Annotated in this window: 30 protein-coding genes; 4 read left to right on the top strand and 26 right to left on the bottom strand. The window is 72.3% G+C overall.

Annotation, left to right across the window (positions count from 1 at the left end):
• The first annotated feature begins 79 nt into the window (after positions 1-79).
• Entirely contained in the window at positions 80-313 is a 234-nt protein-coding gene (locus HL189_RS02175; protein WP_369132060.1) for a hypothetical protein, read from the top strand.
• A gap of 15 nt (positions 314-328) precedes the next feature.
• Here HL189_RS02175 and HL189_RS02170 read toward each other — a convergent pair whose 3' ends face one another.
• The 5 genes from HL189_RS02170 to HL189_RS02150 form a co-directional block, all read right to left on the bottom strand.
• On the bottom strand, positions 329-640 hold the full coding sequence (locus HL189_RS02170) for an ATP-binding cassette domain-containing protein (protein WP_369132059.1): 312 nt from the start codon (positions 638-640) through the stop codon (positions 329-331).
• Between the two features lie 46 nt (positions 641-686).
• The gene (locus HL189_RS02165; RefSeq protein WP_369132058.1) at positions 687-887 is read right to left on the bottom strand and encodes a hypothetical protein; all 201 of its coding nucleotides are present in this window, start codon (positions 885-887) and stop codon (positions 687-689) included.
• 126 nt (positions 888-1,013) lie between these two features.
• Positions 1,014-2,249 (bottom strand): serine hydrolase domain-containing protein, encoded by a 1,236-nt coding sequence (locus tag HL189_RS02160; RefSeq protein WP_369132057.1) that lies wholly within the window; start codon positions 2,247-2,249, stop codon positions 1,014-1,016.
• 44 nt (positions 2,250-2,293) lie between these two features.
• Complete coding sequence (locus tag HL189_RS02155; protein ID WP_369132056.1) at positions 2,294-3,106, bottom strand: CPBP family glutamic-type intramembrane protease; 813 nt, start codon at positions 3,104-3,106, stop codon at positions 2,294-2,296.
• Positions 3,107-3,236: 130 nt separating this feature from the next.
• Entirely contained in the window at positions 3,237-3,638 is a 402-nt protein-coding gene (locus HL189_RS02150; RefSeq protein ID WP_369132055.1) for a hypothetical protein, read from the bottom strand.
• Between the two features lie 177 nt (positions 3,639-3,815).
• Between HL189_RS02150 and HL189_RS02145 the strand changes: the two genes are divergently transcribed.
• On the top strand, positions 3,816-4,328 hold the full coding sequence (locus HL189_RS02145) for a DinB family protein (RefSeq protein ID WP_369132054.1): 513 nt from the start codon (positions 3,816-3,818) through the stop codon (positions 4,326-4,328).
• 29 nt (positions 4,329-4,357) lie between these two features.
• Here HL189_RS02145 and HL189_RS02140 read toward each other — a convergent pair whose 3' ends face one another.
• The 9 genes from HL189_RS02140 to HL189_RS02100 form a co-directional block, all read right to left on the bottom strand.
• On the bottom strand, positions 4,358-5,347 hold the full coding sequence (locus HL189_RS02140; protein ID WP_369132053.1) for a LacI family DNA-binding transcriptional regulator: 990 nt from the start codon (positions 5,345-5,347) through the stop codon (positions 4,358-4,360).
• A gap of 184 nt (positions 5,348-5,531) precedes the next feature.
• Entirely contained in the window at positions 5,532-6,692 is a 1,161-nt protein-coding gene (locus HL189_RS02135; protein ID WP_369132052.1) for a nitrilase-related carbon-nitrogen hydrolase, read from the bottom strand.
• 213 nt (positions 6,693-6,905) lie between these two features.
• Entirely contained in the window at positions 6,906-7,949 is a 1,044-nt protein-coding gene (locus HL189_RS02130; protein WP_369132051.1) for a substrate-binding domain-containing protein, read from the bottom strand.
• Positions 7,946-9,004, bottom strand: a complete 1,059-nt coding sequence (locus tag HL189_RS02125; protein ID WP_369132050.1) for an ABC transporter permease — start codon at positions 9,002-9,004, stop codon at positions 7,946-7,948. Before HL189_RS02125 ends, HL189_RS02130 begins: the two co-directional genes overlap by 4 nt.
• A gap of 152 nt (positions 9,005-9,156) precedes the next feature.
• Entirely contained in the window at positions 9,157-10,671 is a 1,515-nt protein-coding gene (locus tag HL189_RS02120; protein ID WP_369132049.1) for a sugar ABC transporter ATP-binding protein, read from the bottom strand.
• 63 nt (positions 10,672-10,734) lie between these two features.
• Entirely contained in the window at positions 10,735-11,691 is a 957-nt protein-coding gene (locus tag HL189_RS02115) for an aldo/keto reductase (protein ID WP_369132048.1), read from the bottom strand.
• 13 nt (positions 11,692-11,704) lie between these two features.
• Entirely contained in the window at positions 11,705-13,477 is a 1,773-nt protein-coding gene (locus HL189_RS02110; protein WP_369132047.1) for a GMC family oxidoreductase, read from the bottom strand.
• Positions 13,478-13,479: 2 nt separating this feature from the next.
• A complete protein-coding gene (locus tag HL189_RS02105; RefSeq protein WP_369132046.1) occupies positions 13,480-14,148 on the bottom strand; it encodes a gluconate 2-dehydrogenase subunit 3 family protein in 669 nt (222 codons plus the stop codon).
• A 543-nt stretch (positions 14,149-14,691) separates the two neighbouring features.
• Positions 14,692-15,624 (bottom strand): hypothetical protein, encoded by a 933-nt coding sequence (locus HL189_RS02100; RefSeq protein WP_369132045.1) that lies wholly within the window; start codon positions 15,622-15,624, stop codon positions 14,692-14,694.
• Positions 15,625-15,826: 202 nt separating this feature from the next.
• Between HL189_RS02100 and HL189_RS02095 the strand changes: the two genes are divergently transcribed.
• Positions 15,827-15,979: a hypothetical protein gene (locus tag HL189_RS02095; RefSeq protein ID WP_369132044.1), complete on the top strand. Its 153-nt coding sequence runs from the start codon at positions 15,827-15,829 to the stop codon at positions 15,977-15,979.
• Between the two features lie 49 nt (positions 15,980-16,028).
• Here HL189_RS02095 and HL189_RS02090 read toward each other — a convergent pair whose 3' ends face one another.
• From HL189_RS02090 to HL189_RS02065, 6 genes are all read right to left on the bottom strand, one after another.
• On the bottom strand, positions 16,029-17,489 hold the full coding sequence (locus tag HL189_RS02090) for an FAD-binding oxidoreductase (RefSeq protein ID WP_369132043.1): 1,461 nt from the start codon (positions 17,487-17,489) through the stop codon (positions 16,029-16,031).
• A gap of 251 nt (positions 17,490-17,740) precedes the next feature.
• Positions 17,741-18,757, bottom strand: coding sequence for a methyltransferase domain-containing protein (locus HL189_RS02085; protein ID WP_369132042.1), 1,017 nt, complete (start codon positions 18,755-18,757; stop codon positions 17,741-17,743).
• Between the two features lie 181 nt (positions 18,758-18,938).
• A complete protein-coding gene (locus tag HL189_RS02080) occupies positions 18,939-19,304 on the bottom strand; it encodes a TfoX/Sxy family protein (RefSeq protein WP_369132041.1) in 366 nt (121 codons plus the stop codon).
• Complete coding sequence (locus HL189_RS02075) at positions 19,301-19,672, bottom strand: nuclear transport factor 2 family protein (RefSeq protein WP_369132040.1); 372 nt, start codon at positions 19,670-19,672, stop codon at positions 19,301-19,303. The genes HL189_RS02080 and HL189_RS02075 overlap by 4 nt, the downstream gene beginning before the upstream one ends.
• Positions 19,673-19,698: 26 nt before the next feature.
• Positions 19,699-20,130 (bottom strand): SRPBCC domain-containing protein, encoded by a 432-nt coding sequence (locus HL189_RS02070; RefSeq protein ID WP_369132039.1) that lies wholly within the window; start codon positions 20,128-20,130, stop codon positions 19,699-19,701.
• Positions 20,123-20,455 carry an ArsR/SmtB family transcription factor gene (locus HL189_RS02065; RefSeq protein WP_369132038.1) on the bottom strand — a complete coding sequence of 111 codons (333 nt, stop codon included), beginning with the start codon at positions 20,453-20,455 and terminating at the stop codon, positions 20,123-20,125. Before HL189_RS02065 ends, HL189_RS02070 begins: the two co-directional genes overlap by 8 nt.
• Before the next feature lie 76 nt (positions 20,456-20,531).
• Here HL189_RS02065 and HL189_RS02060 point away from each other — a divergent pair, with 76 nt between their 5' ends.
• Positions 20,532-21,143, top strand: a complete 612-nt coding sequence (locus tag HL189_RS02060) for a maleylpyruvate isomerase family mycothiol-dependent enzyme (protein WP_369132187.1) — start codon at positions 20,532-20,534, stop codon at positions 21,141-21,143.
• Here the strand turns inward: HL189_RS02060 and HL189_RS02055 are convergent.
• The 6 genes from HL189_RS02055 to HL189_RS02030 are packed head-to-tail and all read right to left on the bottom strand — an operon-like array spanning position 21,128 to position 24,733.
• The gene (locus HL189_RS02055) at positions 21,128-21,580 is read right to left on the bottom strand and encodes a hypothetical protein (protein ID WP_369132037.1); all 453 of its coding nucleotides are present in this window, start codon (positions 21,578-21,580) and stop codon (positions 21,128-21,130) included. The genes HL189_RS02060 and HL189_RS02055 overlap by 16 nt on opposite strands.
• Positions 21,577-21,990, bottom strand: a complete 414-nt coding sequence (locus HL189_RS02050; protein WP_369132036.1) for a TadE/TadG family type IV pilus assembly protein — start codon at positions 21,988-21,990, stop codon at positions 21,577-21,579. Before HL189_RS02050 ends, HL189_RS02055 begins: the two co-directional genes overlap by 4 nt.
• Positions 21,980-22,186, bottom strand: a complete 207-nt coding sequence (locus HL189_RS02045; protein ID WP_369132035.1) for a hypothetical protein — start codon at positions 22,184-22,186, stop codon at positions 21,980-21,982. The genes HL189_RS02050 and HL189_RS02045 overlap by 11 nt, the downstream gene beginning before the upstream one ends.
• Positions 22,187-22,215: 29 nt before the next feature.
• Positions 22,216-23,136, bottom strand: a complete 921-nt coding sequence (locus tag HL189_RS02040; protein WP_369132034.1) for a type II secretion system F family protein — start codon at positions 23,134-23,136, stop codon at positions 22,216-22,218.
• 17 nt (positions 23,137-23,153) lie between these two features.
• Entirely contained in the window at positions 23,154-24,014 is an 861-nt protein-coding gene (locus HL189_RS02035; RefSeq protein ID WP_369132033.1) for a type II secretion system F family protein, read from the bottom strand.
• A complete protein-coding gene (locus tag HL189_RS02030; protein WP_369132032.1) occupies positions 24,011-24,733 on the bottom strand; it encodes an ATPase, T2SS/T4P/T4SS family in 723 nt (240 codons plus the stop codon). Before HL189_RS02030 ends, HL189_RS02035 begins: the two co-directional genes overlap by 4 nt.

Genomic DNA, 24,733 nt, shown 5'->3' with positions numbered 1-24,733 from the left:
CGCCTGCGGCCCGCGCCGGGAAGGGGCACCCTGGTCGTCCCGGGGACCGACGTCGTTCCTCAGCCTGGAGGGCGGACGCATGAGCGTGCTCTACCGCTGTGAGGAGTGCGGGGCCGTCGCGGCGTCCCCGGACGCCGTGGGCTGGGTGGAGGTGCGGCCGCTGGGCGGGCACCCGATCCTGCCGCCGGACCCGACCCACCTGTGCCGGCTGTGCTGGGCGCACGCCACCGCACTGGTGCAGGCCGGCCGGTCCGGCCCGGACGTGCCGCCGCAGGTCAGCGAGCACACCCAGAACCGCGACATGGTGCAGTGAGCCGCTACGCCGGGCTCAGGCCTGGACGACGAACCCGAGGTGCTGACCGAAGCGGGTGAGCTGGTCGTCGCTCAGCCCGGCCAGCGGCAGCCCGGCCACGGCGACGGCGCCCGTGGTCAGCCGGTCGAGTCCGGCGGCGCAGTTGAGCAGCGTGGACCTGCCCGAGCCGGAGGGCCCCATGACGGCGGTGAAGCTGCCCGTGGCCAGCGCCAGGTCGACGCCGTCGAGGGCGGTGGGGACGTGGGCCGTGCGGTCGTCTCCTCGTGGACCGCGGCGCTGGCGGCGCCGTCGCGGTCGACGCCAGGGACGGCCTCGGGCCCGGACCATGGCGCTGACCCGCCTGTTCGGGGTGGGGAATGCCCCACCCCGCCGGTCAGCCGGTGAAGGGCGTGGAGCCGCCGGCGAGGGCGGTCAGCACGATCATCATCAGGAAGGCGCCGACGACCGCGCCGACGGCGAGCGCCGGGACCGTCCAGTGGTGCCGGTCCCAGAAGGGGGTCTCCCCCGGGCCGGTGTGGCGGACCCGCGCGCGGTGGGTCCCCAGGTGGCGGCGGGGGCGGGTGGGAGTGCTCATGGGAGCTCCCCGGGATGCGGTCGGCGGCGACCGGGCTGGAGGACCACGGAGTTGAGGTCCTCGCCGCTGTTCTACTCCCGCCGCGGCCCGTTGTCGCCGTTGCCGGTCACGCCCGCGCCCCCGGGTTCAGGCGGCCGCCGCGACGGGTGCGGGGACCGCCCCCTGCGCGACCAGGGTCTCGTGCACCGCCACGGCCAAGGCGATGATCTGGTCCTCGGCGGTCACGCTGTTCAGACCCATGGCCATGACCACACCGGACTCCGGCAGGTACACGTGCAGCGTCCGGAAGCCGAGGGTGCCGCCCTCGTAGAACCAGAACGTGCCGAGCGGCTCGGCCGTGACCTGGGCGACCCCGAGCCCGAACCCGCTCGGGTCCTCCGGGGACGTCTGCCCGATGGGGAGCCCGGTCGTGGTCGAGACCAGGCTGGTCAGCTCGGCCTGCTGCTCGGCCGGCAGCAGCTCGCCGGAGTAGAGCGCGCGGGTCCAGCGGGTCAGGTCACCCGTCGTCCCGATGATGCCGCCGGCACCCCGCGCCCAGGACAGCGTGTCCCGGCTGGTGTCCGTCCCGACGAACCCCGTGTACGGGTCGGGCACCTGGTCGTTCGCGAAGTAGCCGGCCGGCTCCCGATCGGTCACCGCGGAGGGGTACAGGTGCTCCCGGTAGAAGGTGTCGTCCAGGTCCAGCGGCTCGAGCAGCCGCTCCTCCAGCTCCTCCCGGTAGCTGTTCCCGGTCACCTCCTCGACGACCAGCTCCGCGAGCACGTAGTTCGTGTTCGAGTAGCTCCAGCCCGTCGTGCCCGGCGCGCCCTCGGCGTAGCCGATCAGCTGCTCGGCCGAGAAGTGGGTCTGCGGGTCGGCGATGTAGGTGTCGAGGAAGGCCGGCTGGGAGTCGTAGTCGGCGATGCCGCTGGTCATGTCCAGCAGTCGCCGGATCGGGACGTCGGCCCACTGCGGGTACTGCGGCAGCCACTCCCCCAGCGGGTCGTCGATCGACAGCCGCCCCTCGGCCTCGTACTGCAGCAGCAGCACCGAGGTGAACGCCTTGGTGTGGCTGCCGATCTGCCAGACGCTGTCGGGTCGCACCGGCTCCGAGCCGCCCATGCTGGTCGTCCCCGCGCTCACGTCGATGCTGTCGTCGCGGTCGGCGAGGCTGACGCTCAACCCGGCGGCGGAGACGTGCTCGGCCGTGCCGCGGTCGGCGAGGTACGCCTCGACGTCCGCCTGCAACGCCGCCTCCAGGACGGTGTCGTCGGGCGCCGCGGCGGATGCCGGGGCGACGGCGACCTGCGGGGCGAGGAGCCCCGCGAGCAGCACGAGGGGCGCCAGGAGGGTGGTCCGGCCACGGGCTCGCTGATCGGTCATTCCGGACTCCGGCGGGTCGACGTGCACGGATCGGCTGCGCCGGGTCAGCGTTCCGCACGGCGGAGGGGCGCACCAGGCCCCCGGGTCCGGTGTCGGAGCACCGCCATGACGACGGTCAGGACGACCAGGCCGATCGCGTACTCCCACCCCGCGCTGCCCAGGTCGGCCGAGGCGTTGAACGCCGCGTGCTGCAGCCCGACGGCGAGCAGGCTGCCCTGCGTGTCCAGGTAGTGCATGCCCAGCAGGTACCGCATGAACGGCGCGATGAGCAGCACCAGGGTCAGGTTGAACGCGGCGCCGGGCCAGGTCCAGCCGGGCGTGAAGCTCAGCGGCAGGTGGATCGCGAAGAACCACGGGGCCGTCATCAGCGAGCCGCGCAGCAGCCCGTGCCGCGCCATGAACCGGGACTGCAGGAAGCCGGTCCAGGCCAGCTCCTCCCACAGGTTCGCGAGCAGCAGCCCGAACACCACCGTCATGAACAGGTAGGTGCCGGCGAAGGCGCCCCAGTCGTCGGGGACCGCCGCGGTCCCCATCACCGCGCCGACGGCGAGCGTGGCGACCGGCATGCCGAGCAGGACCACCGCGTACCGCCAGGGCTCGAACCGCCACAGCAGCGCCCGGCCCAGCAGCCGGCGGACCGCGCCGGGCCCGCCGGTCCAGGAGGTCACGAGGAGCGCGGCCCCGGCCAGGACGACGAGCATCAGCACGAGGAACGGGCCGTTCTCCTGCCCGGCCATGTTGGGGATGGTCAGCGCGGTCCAGCCGGAGCCGAGCGCGATGGTGAGGAAGACCGGGACGGGGTGCCGCCGGGCGAGCCCGGCGACGCCGCCCGTGGTCGGGGTGGTCGTGGTGGTCATGTCTCCTCCTCGAGCGGATCTCGAGGACGACGCTAGGAAGCCGTGCGGCCGGGCGACAGGCTGCCAGCAGCACGCCTCCGGGGGGCGGAGCGCACGGCTCGGGTGCGGTCCACCCCCCTACCGGGTGCGGTCAGGCGCCGAGGAACTGCTTCCACTGCCTGCCGGCGGCGCGCCCGGTGCCGATGTCGGCCAGCCCGCGCAGCGCGGAGACGTCGTGCCAGGTCCCGGTGAGGAACCCGAAGACGCCGATGCCGGCCTCCAGCATGGAGGGGTCCGGGTCGGGCATGCCGTTCGGCCGGACGAACGTCACCTTGTACAGCCGCCCGTCCGCGCGGAGCTTGAGGCCCCCGCCGAACCAGTACCAGGGCCAGGTCACGTCGGTGACCTCGTCCAGGGGGACGTCGAAGACCGGGGTGTCGCTGACGAAGGTCAGCCGTCCACCGCCCGCACCCAGATAGCCCGGGACGTTGCGCAGACCCCCGATCAGCCACGCAGGACTGACGAGGTAGGACTGGGCGACGTCGTCGGTCATGGGGGCGGTGGTCCTCTCCGTGGCGGGGCAAGGGCACGGAGGCTAGGACCCACCGCACCCGCCGCACCAGGGGTTCGCGCCGGATCCGCCGTCGACGGAGATCGCCGCCCGTCCATCCGGCCCCCGCTGCCCCTAGCGTCGGCACCCACGCACCGGAGGACGACGGAAGGCGATCCCATGACCGGTTCGACCACCCTCACCCGCGAGCGGGCCGACCTGATCGAGTCCCTGCGGCGGCACCGGCACTTCCTGCGGTTCACCGTCCGCGACCTGACCGACGAGCAGGCCATGCTGCGGCCGACCGCCAGCGCGCTCAACCTCGCCGGGCTGATCAAGCACGTGTCGGCCACCGAGGCGGAGTGGGTCCGGTTCGCGGAGGGCGGGGCCAGGGCGATGCACCGCAACTGGGGCCCCGACGTGCTGAACCGGCACTGGCACCTCGCGGCCGGGGAGACGCTGGCCGGCCTGCTGGCCGACTACGAGGCGGTCGCGCAGCACACCGACGAGCTGGTCGCCACCCTCCCCGACCTGGACGCCGACCACGCGCTGCCGGAGGCGCCGTGGTTCGAGCCGGGCGCCCGCTGGTCGGCCCGCCGGGTGTTCCTGCACGTCATCGCGGAGACCGCCCAGCACGCGGGCCACGCCGACATCCTGCGGGAGTCGATCGACGGCCAGAAGACGATGGGCTGAGCTGGCGCCCGGAGCCGGCTCCGACGAGGTCAGGAGCGCGGCCGGTAGGGCGCTGCCGACGCGCGGGGCACCAGGAACGGGGCCACCACGGGCTCCGGGGGTGTCTGGCTGCCCCGGATGTCCTGCAGCAGGCGCTCGACGCAGCGGTGCCCGACCTCCATGAAGTCCAGGTGCATGGTGGTCAGGCCGGGCTTGAGGAACTGCGCCTCGGGGATGTCGTCGAAGCCGACCACGCTGAGGTCCTCGGGGACCCGGATGCCGAGCTCGGACGCCGCCTTCAGCAGCCCGATCGCCATCTGGTCGTTGGCGGTGAAGACGGCGGTGGGCTTGTCCCGCTGCAGCATCCGGAGCGCGACGTCGTAGCCCGATGCGGAGGTCCAGTCGCCGACCCGCGGCTCGGGGATGGGGCAGCCGGCCTTGGTGAGGGCCCGGCGCCATCCCTCGATCCGGGCCGCGGAGCCGAGCCATCCCGGTGGACCGGCCAGGTGGTGGACCGTCGGGTGGCCGAGCTCCAGGAGGTGGTGCGTGGCCGTCTGAGCGCCCATGACCTCGTCGTGGGCCACGGTGCGCGGGCGGTCCAGCGCACCGGGCTCGAACATGACGAGGGGCACGGAGGACGCCAGTCCCTCGACGGCGACGGCCGCGGCCACCGTCGGGGCCAGGACGATGATCCCGTCCACGGCGTCCGCGACCAGGTGGTCCAGCGCCTGGCGCATGGTGTCCCGGTCGGTGTCGCCCAGGCTGACCAGGCTGGTGGCGTAGCCGAGCTCACGCGCCGCCTCGGCGATCCCGAACAGCGCCTGGGCCGGCCCGTACTGCATGGGACCCGCGGTGACCACGCCGAGGTGCATGGTCTGCCGGGTGACGAGCGCCCGGGCCGCGTTGTTGCGCCGGTACCCGAGTTCCCGGACCGCGCGCTCGACGCGTTCCTGCAGTTCCTTGCTGACGAAGGCGTTCTGGTTCAGCACGCGGGAGACGGTCTGCTGCGAGACGCCGGCCAAGCGTGCTACATCGATCATCCGGGGCGCCGGTGATTCGCCGTGGACCGTCATCTTCTGCCTTTCCTTCTCGCCCGGGCGGCCGAGAGCACCCACTCGGACGGTAGTCGCCGGCGCACCCGCGCGAATTGCCCGAAAGGGTGGGTGTCGGCCGGGGCGGGCGCAGCGGCGGAGGAGGAGCCCCGCCGCTGCGCCCGCCGGTCCGTCAGGCGTCGAGGACCTTCTCCGCCGTCTCCTCGACGGCACTGTTCGCGCCGTTCCCGCCGTTCCCGCTCTTCCGCTGGTAGCCGGTCGGCGGGGTCAGGACCCCGCGATCGATGAGCAGCTCGATGTTGCGGGCACGCGTGGCCTCCTCCCGGGCGAGCCAGCCCTCGGTCGGCGGCGCGTCGAGGTACTGGTTCTTCGGGTAGATCGGCTGGTCGTAGATGGCCCGGTACTGCTCGGTCCGCAGGTCCTTGAACTGGTTGAACAGACCGTTGGCGATCCGCGCGCGGCGCAGCGCCTCGATGTCGATGGTCGTGCAGACGAACGAGTCGCCCGACGTCCAGCCCTTCTGCTGCACGACGATCTGGCCCCGCGGGTTGACGATCATCGACTGCCCGCCGAAGAGGTCCTGGATCCCGCCGTCCGGCATGATCTCCGGCCCCAGGTTGGGGGCGATGACGTACGCCGCGTTGAACAAGGCGTGCGCCCGGTTCTGGATCTCCCACATCCCGCTCATGACGGCCGGCTCGATCAGCGTGGGCCGGATGATGATCTCCGCCCCGTTCATCGCCAGGCCGCGCGCGATCTCCGGGTACACGCCCTCGTGGCAGATGGCGATGCCGATGTTCCCGATCTCGGTCTTGGCGACCGGGAAGATCGCGTCCATCGCGTTCCCGGCGCCCTTCTTCTCGACCCACTCGTCCCAGAGGTCGTGCGGGTTCATGTTGCCGAGCATGCCGCCCTCGTAGGCGTCACTGGTCGCCTTGTAGCGCTTGTAGACGACCTCCCCGTTCGGGTCGATGATGAACGCGACGTTGAAGTAGCGGTCCGGGAAGTCGTCGTCCTTCACCATGTACAGCTCGGCGGCGATGTAGCTGTTGAGCTGCTGGGCCTTCTCCGACAGCAGGTCGGTCTCCGGCCCCGGGATGGTCACCGCGAAGTGGGCCTCCTTCTCGCGGTTGCCGGGGGTGTTGGCGATCATGCCCTGGATGGCCATCTCCGGGATGACCACGAGGCGGACGGGTGCGCCTTCCCAGGCGCCGACCATGACGGCCGTGTCCATGAAGGTGTTGATGCGCTTGACGTTCTCGATGCCGTCCTTGCGCTCCTTCATCTGGAAGGTGCGCGGGGAGAGTGCGACGACGGAGTACGGCTCGACCACTGGAGCTCCTTCGAACAAGTGCACGGAGATCTGCCCGCACACGACTGGTCCTGCTGGTGGGTCCGCGACACGGCATGCCGGTCCACGGAGGTGTCGGCTGCCCCGTTGCGGGGCTGCCCGCCCCGGGTCCGGGGGCATCCGGACCCGGGGCGGCGGCCGCGTGGCCGCGGGGTTCCTCGTCCGGGCGCGACGGCGGGACGAGGCGTTCGGCGATCAGTACATCCGCGACTCGTCGTAGTACTGCGAGGCAGTCTCGGGGGTGGCGATGAACGTGTCGATGAAGAACTCACCACCCGGGCAGACGTCGTCCTGCGTCTCGCCCTTGGCCGCCGCGACGGCCTTCTCGACAGCCGTCTGACCCATCTTGTAGGGCTCGTTGGAGGCGTCCGCCTGGACCGGCCCCTCGGGGTTGTCCATCATCTCCTTGACGACGGACATCTGGCCGTCGTAGGTGCCGATGATGACCTGGTCGAGGATGCCTGCGTCCTGGAGGCCCTGCTTGATGCCCGGGAGCATCACGTCGCTCAGGCTGAACACGACGTCGAGGTCCGGGTTGGCGGTCGCCACGTCGCGCACCGGGTTCAGCGCCTTGTCCGGCAGCCACTCGCCGTAGCGGATGGGCAGGTAGGTGATCGGCGGGGCGTCCGCGACGCTCTCGTAGCCGGCGACCACGCCGTCACCACGCAGCTGCGTGACGGTCTCGCCGGAGTACCCGCCGACCACGACCGCGGTGATCGGCTCGCTGCCGAACCGGGTCTTGGCCTCTTCGGCGATGGCCACACCGAGCGACTCGGCGACGGCCGTCTGGTCCTCGGCGACGTAGCAGAACTGGTTGGCGGCCAGCTCCTCGGAGAGGTTGCTGTTCACGACCACGAGCGGGACCTGGTCCTGCACCGTGGCGTTGACCGCCTCCACGACGCCCGTGGGGTCGTGCGGGTTCATGATGACGGCGTCCACGCCCTGGGTGAGCAGGGTCTGCACGTCGGAGTTCTGCTTGACGGTGTCGCCGCCCGCGTCGGTCACGGTGATCTCGGCGCCGAGTTCCTTCGCCTTGTCCTCGGCGCCCTGGAGCAGGGTGGCCCACCAGTCGCTGCCGGCGAGGCGGCGCTGGGAGAAGCCGATCTGGATGGTGTCGCCGTCGCCGGCGGAGGCTCCGTCCCCGCCACCCCCGCCGGAGTCTCCGGAGCCGCAGGCGGTGAGGGTGAGGCCGAGCGCGAGGGCCGTGGTGACCGCGACGCCGGTGGTGGTACGCATCATCGGGTTCCTTCCGTGCTGTCGTGTGGCGGTGTGGGACGGGGTTCTGCGGAGAGGTCGGAGCGGCCCGCAGCCTCGACCGGCTCGGGTGGGGCGGGGGCAGGGGTTGGACCACCGCCGTCAGCGCCGGACCGGCCGCCGCGACGGAGCTTGGAGAGGCCGGCACGGATCCGCTGGATGCCGCCGCCGGAGGTGAGGAAGACCGCGACGAGGATGACGAGTCCGCGGATGACCAGCTGTGGCTCGGACTGGATGCCGGCCAGGTTCATGATGTTGCCGATCATCCCGATGATCAGCGCGCCCAGGACGGTGCTGATCGGGTCGCCGGTGCCGCCGAACAGCGAGGTGCCGCCGACCACGGTCGCCGCGATCGAGTCCAGCTCGTAGCCGGCGCCGACCAGGGAGCTGCCCTGGGACAGCCGCCCGGCCAGCATCAGACCGGCGAGGCCGGCGAGCAGGCCGCTGGTCGTGTAGGCCATGACCTGGTCCCGCTTGACCGGGAGGCCTGACAGCCGCGCGGCCTCCGGGTTGCCGCCGAGGGCGTACAGCCGGCGTCCGAGCGGGGTGAACCGCATGACGAACGCGGCGATCAGCGTCACGATCAGCGCGATGATCACGACGTTCGGCACGGACCCGGTGCGTCCGCCGAAGATGTCGAGGAAGTCCCGGTTGCTGATCACGATCAGCGTGCCGACCTGCACCAGGAACGCCACGCCGCGGGCGATGCTCAGCATGGCCAGGGTCGCCACGAACGGCGCGATCCTGGCGTACACGACCAGGATGCCGTTGATGAAGCCGCAGAAGGCACAGGCGAGGAGTGCGACGACGACGGTGACGAGGACGCCCTGCCCCTGTCGCAGCAGCACGGCGGTGATGACCGTGGACAGTGCGGCGACGGACCCGACCGAGAGGTCGATGCCCCGGGTGACCACCACGATGAACTGGGCGACGCCGAGCACGGCGACCACCGAGGCGGCGACGACGATGTTCTCGAGGTTCCGGACGGTGAAGAAGAACTCCGAGGTCCAGGAACCGACGAGGGCCACCAGGACGAACACCGCGAGCAGGTAGCCCTGGGGGCCGACCCTGAGCCGGCGCCGCTTGCCGCCGCCTCCGGAGGTCGGCCCTGACGACTTGAGGCCCGGTGGCCTCCGGGACGCAGTCTCTGAAGAGACCGACATGGGTTCCTCCATCGGATCGGGAGTGGTGCTCATCTGAGGTGGGTGAGCAGGTCCTGCTGTTGACTGCGGATCTCCTCGTGCGAGGCCTCCGCGACGACCCGGCCGGCCGACAGGACCATCACGCGGTCGCACAACGCGGCCTCGGCGACCTCGGAGGTGACCACCACCGCCGCACCACCGCGCCGCAGGTAGGCGCGGATCAGGCGGTAGATCTCCTCCTTGGCCGCGACGTCGACCCCACGGGTCGGCTCGGCGAGGATGAGGACCTTGCTGTTCTTGGTGAGCCAGCGGGCCAGCAGGAGCTTCTGCTGGTTGCCGCCGCTCATGGTCCGGGCGGTCTGGTTGACGCTGCTGCACTTGATGGCGAGCTCGTCGACCTGGCCGCGCGAGTGCTTGGCCTCGCGCACGTGGTCCAACACGCCCATCCGGGTGAAGGACCCCAGGGAGGCCAGCGTCATGTTCTTGCTGGCGCTCATGTCCAGGACCAGGCCCTGGGACTTGCGGTCCTCCGGGATGAGCCCGAGCCCGACCCCGATCGCCTCCCGGGGCGAGCGGACCCGGACCTTCCGTCCCTCCATCTCCACGGTCCCGCTGACGGTCTCCCGCATGCCGAAGAGGCACTCGGTGAGCTCGGTCTGGCCGGCGCCGAGGAGGCCGGTGACCGCGAGCACCTCCCCCCGCCGCAGGTCGCAGGAGAAGCTGAGCCGGTGCCCGTCCGAGAGGTCCCGCACGCGCAGGACGACCTCGTCGGTGGCGACCCCGCCGAGCGTCCCCTCCGCGCCTTCCACCACGGCCGCCGACAGCGAGTTCTCCAGGCGGTCGCCGACCATCGCCTTGACGATGTCGTGGTGTGCGGGCACGGAGTCGAAGTGCCCGACGCGCCGGCCGTCCCGGAGGACGTCGACCTCGTCGCACACCTCGGTGACCTCGTCGAGGCGGTGGGAGATGAAGATCAGGCCCACCCCCGACCGGGCCAGGTTGCGCATGAGCTCGAGCAGGGAGGCGACGTCCCGGGGCGGGAGCGTGGTCGTGGGCTCGTCCAGCAACAGGACCCGCGGGTTGGACTTCAGCGCCTTGGCGATCTCCACGAGCTGCTGCTTGGCCAGCGGCAGGGTGTTGACGGCGGCCCGGACGTCCACGTCCACCCCGAGGCGCTCCATCAGCGCCTCGGCCTGCGCCTCCAGCTTCGAGCGGCGGACCAGCAGGCCGCTGGCGAAGTCGTCGAGGAAGATGTTCTCCACGACCGACATCGACGGGACCAGGCTCAGCTCCTGGTAGATGGTGTAGATCCCCGCCTGCCGCGCGGCGTGCGGGCTGGCGAGGTCGACCTCCTGCTCGTCGACCCAGATCCGGCCCTCGTCGGGCTGCTCCGCCCCCGAGAGGATCTTGACGAGGGTGGACTTGCCTGCACCGTTGGCGCCCGAGAGCGACAGGATCCGGCCGGCGTGGACGTCGAGGTCCACGCCGTCCAGCGCTGTGACACCGGGATATCTCTTGGTGAGCCCAACGGCGCGCAGCGCCGGGGCCGCCGTGCTCGCGTTCATGTCAACCGCCTGTCCGGAGTGGGGAGTGCCGTTGGTGCTGCGTCACTGACCGTGTTAGCGCTATCACGAGGCCGTCTGTGCAGCCGCTTCCTCGACGCCGTTCCGGCCAGGGGCCGCCAGCTCGTCGAGCTGCGCCCACAGTTCCGGCGAGATCTCCGCCGCCGCCAAGGCGAGGGTCTGCTCGACCCGCTCCGGCGTGGACATCCCGACGATCGTGGAGGCCACCTTCGGCTCGCGGAGCGAGAACTGCAGGGCCGCCGCCGCGAGCGGCACGCCGTGCTCCGCGCAGGCCCGCTCCATCGCCCGGACCCGGTCCTTGGTGGCCTCGGCGGCCGGGGCGTAGCAGTAGTTCGGGTGCGCGTCCGGCCCCTTGACCAGCATCCCGCCGCCGTACGGCGCCCCGTTGACGAAGGCCATGCGCCGCTCCGCGACCTGGTCGATCAGCGGCCGGGCCGACTGGTCGACCAGCGTGAACCGGTTGTGGCTGATGACGGCCTGGAAGACGTCGAGCTCGACGTACCGCTGCATGAGGTCGATCGGGCCGCCGGCGACGCCGATGTGGTCGATCAGGCCCTCCTGCTGCAGGGCGACCAGCGCCTCCACGACACCGCCGGGGCCGGTGGCCTCGTCGAAGTCGTGGATCTCCGGGTCGTGGATGTAGACCAGCTGGAGGCGGTCCTGCCCCAGCCGCTCGAGGCTCTCCTGGACCGACCGCCGCGCCCGGGCGCCGGACAGGTCGGTGCTGCCGTGCTCCGGGTCGACCTTCGTGCCGAGCACGAAGCCCTCGGGCAGGCCGCCCCGCTCGCGCAGGGCGATCCCGATCCGCCGCTCGGCGTCGAAGTAGTTGTTCGACGTGTCGATGAAGTTGATCGGCCCCTCGAGGACCCGCAGGATCGTCGCGACGGCCTGCTCCTCGCTGACCTCGTAGCCGTACTGGGCCGGGAAGTTGCCCAGCGGGCTCGTGCCGTGGCACAGCGGGGTGACGGACAGCCCGGTGCTGCCCAGTGCTCGCGTCTGCATGCTGGAATCCCTCTCAGTGGGCGTGCGTGTGGGCGGAGGCGTGGGCATGGCCGTCGTGGCTGTGCGCGGCGACCGGAGCCGGCGCGGAGCGGCCGAGGATGTTGTCGGCCGTCATGTAGGCCATCGCCCAGATCGTCTCGGTCGGGTTGTAGCCGTGGTAGGTGGGGAACTGGCCGCCGCCGACGACGTACAGGTTCTCGCACTCGTGGGACCGGCCGTGGACGTCGACGACCGAGGTCGCCGGGTCCTCGCCCATGCGGTGGGTGCCGACCTCGTGCGTGGACAGGTGGTAGTCCGGCTTGGTGGTCTCCTCCCACCAGTAGGTGAGACCCATCTCCTGCGCGATCCTGCGCTTGATGGTGAGGAGGAACTCGACCATCTTCTGGTCCCACTCACCCCAGCCGTGCGTCATGCGCAGCGCCGGCTGGCCCCACGGGTCCTTCTTGGTGGGATCGAGGTCCACGTAGGTGTCGTTGGTCGGGATGTTCGCCGTCTGGGAGTACATCGACCACACGTGGGCGTAGTTGTCGCGCATCCAGTCGCGGAAGCCGGCGCCCCACCGCGGCGCACTCGGCGGCATGGCGTGCGCGATCTCGATCGGCTGGTAGTCCCCTGGCCAGCTGATGATCGGCGCGCCCCACAGGACGGTCGGGTCGTACTCGTGGACCAGCTCGCCGCTGAAGTCCTCGATGGACGTCGAGGCGACCAGGGTGCCCATGTAGGGGTTGGAGGGCTCTTTGGTCAGGCCCATGAAGAACCCGAAGGCGTGGGTCATGAGGTGCTTGCCGACCTGGCCGTTGGCGTTGATGCCCGAGGCCAGCAGCAGCCGCGCGTTCTCCAGGGCGTAGCAGGCGAGCACCACGCGGTCGGCCTCGAGGTCGACCGAGCGGCCGTCGGCGTCGTAGTAGGAGACGCCGGTGACGCGCTTGCCGTCGTTCGAGCGGTTCACCTTGTGGACACGGCAGTAGTCGCGCATCTCCAGGTTGCCGCTGGCCTCTCCGTAGGGCAGCGCCGCGACGTGGGTCGAGGTCTTGGCGTCCACGTGGCAGGGGTAGCCGTGGCAGAAGCCGCAGTAGGTGCAGCCCGACCGGCCCTTGAACGGCTCGGAGGCGATCGCGGCGGCGGTGCGGAACGGGTGGTAACCCAGGCGCGTGCAGGCGTCGGCGAACTCGATGTCCGCTGTCCCCTGGCGCAGCGGCGGCATCGGGTAGTCGCGCTGGCGCGGCGCCTCCCAGGGGTTCTCGTTCAGCTCGGGGCGGCCGGCGACGTTGCTGCCGCGGCCGGAGATGCCGAGCTCCCACTCCGTCTTGTCGTAGTACGGCTCGAGGTCGGCGTAGCTGATCGGCCAGTCGACCAGCGTGTGGCCCTCGGGGAGCGCGTCCTTGCCCAGGCGCTCCTCGATCTCGCTCTTCATCCGGAACTCGGTCTCACGGAACCGCCAGCAGGCTCCGCCCCAGTGGATGGTGCCGCCGCCGGCACCCAGGGACGGCGGGAGGTGCAGCGGGTTGGCGGTGCCCAGCGGGCCGGCCGCCCACGGGGCCAGCTCGCCGTCGCCGTCCTGGCTGGTCTCGCGCCAGGTGATGGGGTCGGTGTCCATGCTCGGGACGAGCGAGCCGCGGGCGTAGTAGCGGATCTCGTCCTGCTTGAGCCGGAAGTCCTCGGTGGTGTGCTTGGGCCCCTTGTCCAGCAGGACGACCTTCTGGCCGGCCTGCGCCAGCTCCGAGGCGATGACCGCACCCGAGGCGCCGGCCCCGACGACGATGACGTCGATCTTGCTCGCGGGCATGGTCAGTTCTCCTCGTTGCCGTAGTAGGTCGAGTTGTCGGGCAGGGACTTCTCCTGCAGCTGCCGGCGCAGGTCGGAGAGGGTGGCGATGGGGAGCGTGCGGCCGTCGAAGCCGGGGCCCATCTGCTCGGCCGTGTAGCCCCAGTACGCACCCGGGAAGCCGACGAGCTGCCAGCCCACGGCCCCGCGGTTGCCGCCGTAGACGGGGTCGCAGAAGAAGCCCTCGATCGCGTGCTCCCGGACGACGGCGAACAGCCGCCGCAGGATGGGCAGGTCCGCGTCCAGGTCCCCGCGCTCCCCGCGCTCCTCCTCCTCGTCGCCGTACATCTGCGGGGTCTCCTCCGCGCCCACCACCTCGGGACCGAAGAAGCGCCGGATGACGCCGTCCTGCTGCTCGGCGGAGAGGCCGACGTACGGCGCGGAGAACTCGCCCTGGCAGAACCGCTCCAGGGCCCGCAGCCCGGTCCGGTACACGTGCTGGAGGTTCTGGCTGATGCCGCTGACGGAGCGGTCGATGTAGTAGACGACCCCGGCGGAGGTCGCGCCTGCGCCGTCACCCCCGTCGGGGATGATCCGCTCGGAGATCGCCTCCACGGTGCGCGCCTCGGCGTCGTTGAAGAAGGTGAGCGCCACCGAGCTGTCAGGTGCCGTCGCGGCATCGTGCACGGTCATCCCTGGGTTCCTCTCTGTGCAGTCGAGCGACGTTGCAGCGCTGCCAGCAGGCTCCGACCAGCGCGTTTGGGGTGCGGTGGTGCGCTGCGCTGCGATCCCCGGGAGGTCCTGTGACCCGGCTCACGGGGTGGAACTAGCTCTAAGTTAGCGCTATCTCCGCCTGCGTCAAGCCCCTGTCCCGAAGAGTTCGCGAAGACGCAGGTGAAGGGCTCGAACGCGCCGTCATCAGCCCGCTGCGGATCCTGCCGGGTTGCAACGATGTGAGCGCTCTCAGTGGGTCCCGTGCAAGCGGGTCGCTCCCGCAGGGACCGCGCGGTCATCTCGACGGACGCCCGGCGGACCGAGCGACCCGACCGGCCGCCGCACCTCGGCCCGCCCCGCAGGCGCTCGGCGACTTCCGCGGCGGCCCCGGCCACCGTGCTCGGGGTGGTCGTGTCCCGCGCGCGTGGATGTCCGTGCCGGACCGCTCGTCCAGGTACGGCGAGGGCCCGGGACGGCCGCTGTCGCGAGCCATTCCCGGGCCATACCGGAAGAGCCTGTCGGTCAGCCGAAGTGCGACTCGCAGGCCTCCATGTCGTTGTCCGCGTCGAGGCGGGCGACGTCGCCGTAGTAGGGGTGGTAGTAGTCGAAGTACGCCTGCGCCTCGCGCTTCGACGGGAAGTCGGGACAGTCGAGGTCCCGGCTCGGGCTGGTCGGCCGCCGGACGCCGAGAGAGTCGATCCCGTCGCCGTTCCAGTCACCGACGAAGGCGGTGTCGCTCGGGTTCCCGTAGCCGAACACGGTGTCGGCCGGCCCGGACGTGAGCGAGTTCCGCAGGTGGTAGATCCCGCCGCGGCGGACCCCGAGGGCGTCGCCCTCCTGGTCGGCCGACCAGTGACCGACGAGCACCGAGTCGCCGGGGTTGCCGTAGTAGAAGTCGCTCTCCGAGAACCCGGTGTTCAGGTCGTTCTTCACGAAGTAGCGACCACCGCGGCGGACGACGAGCGTGTCGTCGTCGTCGCCGTCCCAGTCGCCGACCAGGACGGCGTCACCCGGGTCGCCATACGAGAAGACGGTGTCGGCGTATCCGCTGCTCACCGTGTTCTTGACGTGGTACGTGCCGCCGCGACGGACCGCCAGGGTGTCGGTGCCGTTCCCGTCCCAGTCGCCGACCAGGACGGTGTCCCCGGGATCACCGTAGGAGAACGTCGAGTCGGCACCACCGGTGGTGTTGCCGTTCCGGACGTGGAAGGCGTTGCCGCGGCGCAGCATCAGGGTGTCGGTGCCGTTCCCGTCCCAGTCCCCGACGTAGGCCCGGTCGCGGCCCTCGCCGTAGGTGAGGACGTGGTTGGCCGATCCGTTGAAGCTGTCGTTGAGGAAGTACCGCTCGCCGACCCCGCCCATCTCGTCGCCCTTGGCCTGTGCCGGGCTCGCGAGCAGGGTCAGGCCGACCCCGCCGATCGCGGCCACGGTGATGGCGCGCTGCAGCTTGTCCAATGTGTCCCCCGTGGATCGCGCCGATCGGCTCAGCGGAGCATGTCAGGACCATTCCCGCGCCGACCAGGACAGTCGGGTCTGCGCGCCCCATCGGCACCGCCCGCCACTCCCGTCGCGCCACGACTGAGTTCCGGGCTCGCCGACAGGACTCCGGACCGGCCGCCGCCGCGCGCCGGCGGTCCGGCCGCTCTACCGTCAGACCATGGTCAAGGCCATCTCGTCGAGCTTCGGCACCGCTCCGCTCAACGAAGCGGTCGTCACCCGTCAACTCCTCGAGTCACTGGTCGAGCAGCAACGCGAGACCAACCGCCTGCTCGCGGAGCTGGTGACGGCGATCCGGGACAGGGACGCCTGAGCAGACGGCGGCGACGTCGGTCCTCGATGCACCGCCGCCCGGCGAGGACTCAGCCGCTGGGCTCGGTCACCGAGGTGTCCGCGGTGCCGCGCGGGCCCGGGACGTCGGTCCCGGCCGGCTCCGGTGCGATGTTGACGTTGGAGCGGAAGACGTTCCCGGGGTCCCACTCCGCCTTGAGCGCGGCCAGCCGGCGGTACTTGCGCTCGCCGTAGGAGGCGCGCACGCGGGCGGCGTCCGTGTCGTACTCGAAGTTCACGTAGGCGCCGTCGTCCGGGGCGTACGGCCGCAGCGCCGTCCAGAGGTCGCGTGCCCACTGGCGGTCGGCTGCCAGCGTCTCCGCGTCCGTGGTGACCGCCTCCATGCTCACCGCCCACCGGCGGCTCCGCGGTGGACCGAAGGAGGTGGCGTCGTCGGGGACGTCCCGCACCCGGCCGCGCAGCGGGAACATCGGCAGCACGGACAGCGGGCTGGTCTTGCGGGGCAGCCAGCTGACGAGGACGTCGATCGCCTCGTCCGGGAGCTCGTCGAAGTTGAGGGACTTGTCGTAGGCGTGGGCACCCCACGGCGAGCCCCCGTCGAGCATCTGCTGCAGAGCCACGTACGGGACGGGCGCGACCAGCTCGAAGGCCGGGCCGCGGCTGCGCAGCGGCTCCACCGCGGCCGCGTGCTCCTCGGGGCTGCCCCAGCCCACCACGAGGACGGCGAACCCGGGGGCGCCTCGGTGCTCGGCGGGCACGAACGGCTCGGGCGGTGCGGAGATCCCGGCGATCAGCGCGCCCAGCTGGGGCGACAGCTCGAAGAGGTGGTCCCGGGCGAACCGGAGCGGGCCGGCGGCGTCCTCCGGGAGCCAGAAGAAGAGCCCCAGGTCGACCATCGGGTCGGCCTCGTGCAGCGCGAAGACCAACTCGGTGACCACACCGAAGTTGGTGCCGGCACCGCGCAAGCCCCACAGCAGCTCTGGATGTTCTTCCTCGGAGGCGGTGACGGTGCGGCCGTCGGCCGTGACCACGGTCGCGGCGACGAGGTTGTCGCAGCTCAGGCCCTGCCGGGACATCAGCCAGCCGACCCCGCCGGCGAGCGTCAGCCCGGCGACGCCGGTGTGGCTGACCGTGCCGCCGGTCACCGCGAGCCCGTGCTCGGCGGTCGCCGCGTCGACAGCCGCCCAGGTGGCGCCACCGCCCACGTGGGCCAGCCGCGCCTCCGGGTCCACCCGGACGGCGTCGAGGCGGGACAGGTCGATGACGACGCCGTCCGGGACGACGGCCTTGCCGGGGTAGCCGTGACCGCCGCCGCGGACGGACAGGTCGAGGCCGTGGGACCGGGCGAAGGCGATCGCCGCCGCGACGTCCTCGTCGGAGGTGGGCCGGGTGATGAGCGCCGGCTGGTGGCTGACGTCGCCGTTCCAGAGGAGCTCAGCCCGGGCCTGGGTGAAGCCGGCGTCGGGAGGCGACAGCACCTCCCCGGCGAAGCTCGTGCGGAGGGTGGCAATTGCGTTCTCATCCAGGGTCATGGGAACTCCCCAGGGAGGAAGTGCCGCGTTGCCGCGCAACGCGACGGGAACGTCGCACGCTGGCACAACGACCGGGCCCGGAGGCGCGCAACGGCGCCGCTCCGGCAGTCTCCTGGACCCGCCGGGCGGGTCCTGACGCCGGGAACCCGACATGCCGCGTAGCGCGACAGGTCACCCGGAGCACGTCGGGTCAGCCGTCGATGCAGCGGTCGTCCGCGGGGGGACGGCCAGGCCCGGTCCAGCCACCGGGGTCAGGGGCGGGTGGCTGCCACCGCGACGATCGGGGTGCCGGGGGCGATGCGCTGCGGCGGCCCGGGGTCGAACCCGGCCTCGGCGAGCTGGGTTCCCATCTCCTCGGCGTCCGGCAGCTCCATGGCCCCCTCCTGCGCGCGCAGGAGGAGGTCGAAGTGCCGGCTGAACAGGGCGGGCGTCGCCGCGGTGGTGACCACGAGGAGGACCCCGCCGGGAGCGAGCAGCCGGCGGAGGTCCCGGAGGAAGGCGACCCGGTCGCTCAGCGGGACGTAGTAGACGACGTTGGCCAGCAGGGCGAGGTCGACCTCCGCCACCTGCTCGGTCAGGCGGCGGACGTCGCCGTGGAGGACCGTCGCGCGGCCGGCGAGGCCACGCGCTCCGAGGGTCCGCCGGGCGAGCGCGACGGACGGTTCGTCGATGTCGACCCCGACGCCCTCGGCATCCGGCGCTGCCTCGAGCATGGTGGCCAGCTCCAGGCCCGCGCCGCAGCCGATGTCCAGGACCCGCCGGGGCCGCCGCTCGAGAACCGTGCGGGTGAGCACCGCGTGGACGAACGGCTCGAAGGCCGCGGAGACGCGGGCGATGACCTCTCCGCGCTCGGTGACGTCGCGGCGGGACGGGCCGCCGGCCAGCTGCCGGTAGAGGTCGCGGTACAGACCGGTGTGGAAGCCGCCGAAGGCCTCGTACGAGGCGCGGACGAGGTCGTCGTCGAGGACGACACGACCCTGCCGGGTCAGCCGCCAGCCGGCCCGGTCGGCCTGCACGAGCCCGGCCGCGGCGAGCACCCGGAGGAAGGCGGCCAGCAGCGCGGTGTCCGAGGCGCCGGTGCGCTCCGCGAGGTCGTCGGTCGTCCCCGGCCGGTCCGCCAGGGCGTCGAGGACGCCCGTCTCGAGGGCGGCGGCCACCACCTGCAGCCGGACGGCGCTCTGCCCCTCTCGGGTCGCGCGCAGGCGGGCGGGCAGGTTGCCGGCGCGCAGCAGCTGCCACGCTGCCTGGGCGGGGATCATCCGTGTCATCTCGCACCTCATCGCCTCGGCTCACCGGTTGAACGGCCCACTCGGAGGGTCCGGTCGATCCTGGCGAAAGATGACGAGATCTGCGGGGCGGTGGGCATCCCGGCGCTCATCTCGGCGCGCAGACCCAGCCGAGCGGCCCGTGTCCCACCGCGGACACGGGCCGCTCGTCGTTCCGCCCAGTTCAGGCGTTCATCCGCCTGCCCTTCCGCTGGGCGAGGTAACCGGTCGCGGCCTCGAGCCAGCCGCCGAGGGATCCTTCGTCGCGCAGCGCGCTCGCCTCGACGCGGATCCACCCTTCCCCCATCGAGCGCCCCGCTCCCATCTCCGCCCGCGATGCACCAGGGCTGTCGAGGAGGCGCGCGTCCTCCGCCGGGTCGACGCGGACCAGCAGGCTCCCGTCCTTGTGCGCAGCCACCGCCATGGCGTCGTCGACCATGACCGCGAGGGCACCGAACATGCGCACCTCCCGGACCTGCCGACCGGGGAGCAGCGTCCGGACCCGATCGACCAGCTCGCGCGCCAGGTCGGGCGCGGGAACGGCCGTCATGCCGGCTGCTGCTCTCGCGGGACGTAGCCGAGGCGGTCGAAGGCGAGCCGGATCTCGACGATCTGCCCGCCTCGCACCGTGAACAGCTCGCTGGCCAGCGTCGTCACCGTCGCCGCGGTCTGCGGGAAGTACCACAGCGCCACCCGGTCGCCGTCCGTCATCCGGGTGTGCTCGGGTGCGCCGGTCAGCATGGGCACGAAGCTGCTGAGGTACTCGCGCCAGTCGTCCTTGGTCGTGACGTCCTCGTCGGGGGCGAAGCAGCGGACGTCGTCCGACACGTAGCTCAGGGCTCGGTCGACGTCGCCGCTGGTCCAGGCCTCGTGATAGGCCTCCACGGTCGACAGTGCATCTGCAGCGAGGTTCGACATCGCGACTCCTTCTCTCGTGCCAGTGGTCAGGGTGCGGGTGTCCAGGTGTCGGGCGGGAGCTGCTCGCCTGCGGCGGCCCGGGCCAGGCGCGGGAGGAAGTGGTCCCACCCGTCGACGTGACCGGGCACCTGTTCTGCCGGCAGGTCGGTGTGGAGGACCTCGACCCGGGTCCCGGTGCTGATCGGCGTCAGCTCGAAGGACACCGTCGAGGAGCCGGGGGGCAGGGCCTCGCTGCCGGCGAACCCCCACGAGACCGTCACCCGCCGGGGCGGGTCGACCTCGAGGAACGTGCCGCGGGCGGGATAACCCGCGATGTCCACCGCGAACTGGCCGCCGGGCACGGGGTCGAGGGACGCCCACTGCCCCATCCACGAGGTCATCCCCGCGTCGGTGACCAGGAACTCGAACACGCGCTCGGGGGGCGCGTCGATGTCGATCGACGTCCGGTGCTCAGTCACGACCGCCGCCCACCGACGACTCCACCGCACGCTTCAGGGCGCTCAGCCGCTCCGGCCAGAAGTCGTCGAAGAAGCCCTTGCCGACGGCGAGCCCCTCCACGCGGACGGCGAACAGGTGCCGGGTGCCGGATCGCGCACCGGTCACCAGGCCGGCTGCACGGAGCACCTTCAGGTGGTGGGACACGATCTGCTGGGACAGCCCCAGCGACGTCGCGATCTCCCCGACCGCGCACCGCTGGTTGCGGACGAGCGCCAGGATGGCCCGCCGGTTCGGGTCGGCCAGCGCATGGAAAGTCCGGTCCAGCGCGGCTGCAGAGTCGTCCATCGAGCACCTCCGCGCGGACGCTATCACCAATAGCGATTTGTACAAGCGCTCATGCGTAGACGATGTCTGGCCGTTGGTGCACGCGGAGCGGGGGGCGCTGGTCGAGGACCTGGCGGACCTCGACGACGCACGCTGGGAGGAGCAGTCGCTCTGCGACGGGTGGACCGTGCACGACGTCGTCGCCCACCTCGTCGACACCGCCCGGACGAGGCGGGTCGGGTTCGTGGTCGGCCTGGCCCGAGCGGGGTTCGACTTCCACCGCCAGAACGCCCGAGGGGTGCGGCGCCACCGCGGTGCATCGCCACCGGAGACGTTGGAGGGGCTCGCTCGGGTGGTGTCGCTGAGGAAGACCCCGCCGGCGCCGCTCGACAGCCGACTGGTCGAGGCGGTCGTGCACGGTGAGGACATCCGCCGCCAGCTGGGGCTGACGCGCTCCTACCCGCCCGAGGCCGTCGTCAGGTCGCTCCGCCTGCAGGCGCGCACCCCGGCGGCCTTCGGTGGCGCCAAGGAGCTCGTGGCCCGTGTCCGCATGACCGCAACGGACGCCGACGTGTCCCTCGGCGAGGGTCCTGACGTGAGCGGCCCCGCCCTCTCCCTGCTCCTGGCGATCTCCGGGCGGCGGGTCGCGCTGGGTGATCTCGACGGACCAGGTGTCGCGGCCCTGGCAGCGGCTCAGCCGTCGACGTAGCGGTCGCGTTCGACGAGGAACTGGCCGGTGGCGGTGTTGGCGTCGATGAACTCCGGCAGCAGCGGGATCCGCACGGTCACCGTCACGCAGACGGAGAACTCCTCCCCCGGCACCAGCGCCGGCTGGTAGCCGCCCGCCGCACCACAGCCCGCGCCCGGGGGCGCGTAAGCCAGCCGGACGTCGGTCGCCGCCACCGACTGGTCCTCCACCGCGATCCGCACCGCCTCCGCCGCCCGCGCCTGCCCGCTGGCCAGGTCCGGTGCCGTGCCCAGCGCCCGGCCGGCCTCCCGCGCCGCCTCGTTCGCTGCGAACACCCCGCGCTGCACCGCCGAGAACCCGGCCACCAGGTACACCAGCGGCACGAACACCACCAGCGCGATGAACACGAACTCCACGATCGCCGAGCCCCGCTCACCGTCGTCCGCCGGACGCGTCACGGCCCCTCCTCCACCGCCCGGCCGGTCACCGACAACGGCAGCAGCTCCCCCAACGCCGCCAGCAGGCTCGGCACCGCACCCGAGCACCGGACCACGACCAGCCGCAGCCCGCTGCCCTCGACCTCCTCGGTCGACGTGCAGCTCAACCCCGCCGCCGTCCGCGTCGACGTGGCCCGGGCGATCACCTCCACCGCCCGCGCCGCCCCCGCCTCCGCCGGCACGTCCGCGTTCGCCGCGTACCGCGCGCCCTCCTGCGCGCTGGCCACCGCCACGTTCCGCACGTGCACGTACACCGCCACCTGCAGCACACCCAGCAGCAGCGTCACCACCAGCACGCCGACCAGCACGAAGTCGACGACCGCGCTCCCCCGCTCGCGGTCGTCGACCCGGGTCAGCGGCTCACTGGGCACTCGTGACCGACGACAGGGCGTTGGTCACCGCGGTGACGATCGCCTCTCGGAACGGGATCAGGATCGCCAGCACCAACGCCGCGGTCATCACCGTGATCATCACCCAGCCCGGCACGTCACCCCGCTCGGGATCGCCCTCCCGCAGCCGCGCCGTCCAGGCGTGCAGAGTGGCGGTCAGCAACGCGTACGCGCGCATCCGTCGTCCTTCCTCTCTGTCGCCGCGCGTCACTGCGCCAGCGAGACGATGCTGATCAGCCCCGGGAACAGGGCGAACACGACGGTGACCGGCAGCACCAGGAAGACGACCGGGACCATCATGGCGATCTCCTTGCGGCCGCCGGCCTCCAGCAGCCGGCGCTTGCCGGCCTCCCGGACGTCGGCGGCCTGCGCCCGCAGCACCTCGGCCAGCGGCGTCCCGCGCTCGACGGCGACGACGAGGCCGTCGACGAACCGGGCCAGCGCCTCCAGCGACGTCCGGTCGGCCAGCTGCTGCAGCGCCGCGACCAGCGGCACCCCGGCACGGGCGCGGCCCAGCGCCGCGTCCAGCTCGCGGGCCAGCTCGCCACCCGACAGCCGCACCACCCGGGCGATCGCCGCGGTCGGGCTCTCCCCCGCCGTCACCGCCAGCGCCAGCAGCTCCGCGATCACCGGGAACTCCGCCAGCAGCAGCTCCTCCCGGCGCTGCACCTGCTGGGTCAGCCACCAGTCCCGGCCCAGCACGCCACCGACCAGCCCGGCGACGCACACCAGCGCCACCGACAGCACGTTCACCGTCCCGGCCAGCACCGAGCCCACGCCCGCGACGAGCACGCCGCCGAGCAGGCCGAGCCCGCCCCAGACCAGCTGCTCGACCCGGAAGTCCTCGACCGAGGTCTCCTCCCCCAGCGCGTCCAGCCGCCGCCGCACCGAGGCGCGACCGCCGAGCACCCGGTCGACGAACCGGGCGCCGTCGACCAGCACCGGGCCGAACACCCGGCGCGCGGCCGACAGCAGCCCGGGCTGCGTGGCGGTGCCGAGCAGCCGGGACGGCGCCGGGGTGTCGTGCACGTAGGGCGCCAGCCGGTCGACCAGCCGCACCTGCCGGAACGGCGGCGCGCAGGCGATCGCGAGCAACAGCCCGGTCCCCGCCGTGAGTCCGAGCAGCATCCCCAGCAGTCCCGCACTCACTGGAGCACCCGCACATCGGCCGGCAGCTGCCCGATCCGCAGCATCAGCCGGTACGCCACCACGCAGACTGCCCCGCCGCCGAGCAGCAGCGCGGTGCCCATCGGGCTGTCATAGGCCGCCAACGTCTGCTGCTGGGTCGCGAGCAGCAGGAGCACCACCCACGGCGCGGCGACCGCGAGCCGGGCCGCGGAGACCACCCAGCCCATCCGGGTCTCCAGCTCCGCCCGCGCCCGGGCGTCCTCGCGGAGGAAAGCGGCGAGGGTCCGCAGCACCCGGCCGAGGTCGCTGCCGCCCACCTCGCGGGCCACCCGCAGGGTCTCCACGATCCGATCGCCCACGGGGTCGGCCAGGTCGTCCTTGAGCCGGTCCAGCGACTCGCCGAACCGGCCGCTGGAGCGGTGGTCGGCGGCGAACCGCGCGAACGCCGGGCGCAGCACCTCCGGCCCGCGGACGGCGAGCGCCCCCAGCGCCTCGGGCAGCGAGAGCCCCGCCCGCACGCCGGAGGCCAGGTTGTCGACCACCTCCGGCCACACCTCGCGGAGGTCGGCCCCCCGCTTGACGGCCAGCCGGCGCACCAGCAGGTGGGGCACCGCGACGCCGAAGCCGCCGAAGGTGAGGCTGATCGTCACCGTCCGGGTGGTCAGCAGCACCAGCACGGTCACGACCAGGCCGAGCGCCACCTGCAGCGCGAGCAGCTGGGCGCCGTTGATCCCGGTCAGCCCGGCCGCGGCGAGCAGCTGCCGGCGCCGTCCCGGCGGCTTGGCGGTGCGCCGCACCGGCGCGCGGGGACCGCTGCGCCAGATCAGCAGCAGCCCCACCCCGAGCAGCAGACCGAGCAGCCCACCGGAGGCCGTCACGGGCGGTCCTCCAGCAGGGCGGCCAGGTCGAAGCCGTGCGCGGCGTACCGGTCGGCGTGCGGCGGGTAGCCGTCGGCGCGCACCAGCCGGCCGTCGCGGCTGGTGAAGACGTCGGCGGTCTCCACCACGCTGCCCTCGGTGCGGCCGGGGAGCGCGACCACCTCCCGCACCCGGCGCTGGCCGGACGGGTCGGTGCCCACGTGCGCCACCAGGTCGACGCTGGAGGCGACGGTCGGGACGACGAACGCGTGGCCGATGTTCTCCCCGGCCAGCAGCGGCAACGTGCACATCTTCACCACCGCCTCGCGGGCGCTGTTGGCGTGCAGCGTGCACATGCCAGGCAAGCCCGAGTTCAGCGCGATGAGCAGGTCCAGGCACTCCTCCTGGCGCACCTCCCCGACCACCAGCCGGGACGGGCGCATCCGCAGCGCCTCCTTCACGAGCCGGCGCAGCGGGATCTCCCCCGCGCCCTCGAGGTTGGCCTGCCGGGTCTGCATCGCGACGACGTCCGGCAGCGGCACCCGCAGCTCGAAGACCTCCTCGCAGGTGATCACCCGCCCCCGCGCGGGGATCGCCGCGCACAGGCAGTTGAGTAACGAGAACAGAACGATTAGACATGAGTCACTGCATGTAGGGGCTGACGCTCGCCGGGAGGTTCCTGAGGAGGAGCGTTCGCCGCGTCCGCAACGCGAGGCCCCCTCACGAGGCAGCGCCCCCAT

Source organism: Modestobacter sp. I12A-02662 (assembly GCF_041028325.1).
Classification (GTDB): Bacteria; Actinomycetota; Actinomycetes; order Mycobacteriales; family Geodermatophilaceae; genus Modestobacter.
The sequence above is the reverse complement of the archived record's forward strand: the minus strand, read 5'-3'. Positions and strand labels throughout refer to the sequence as shown.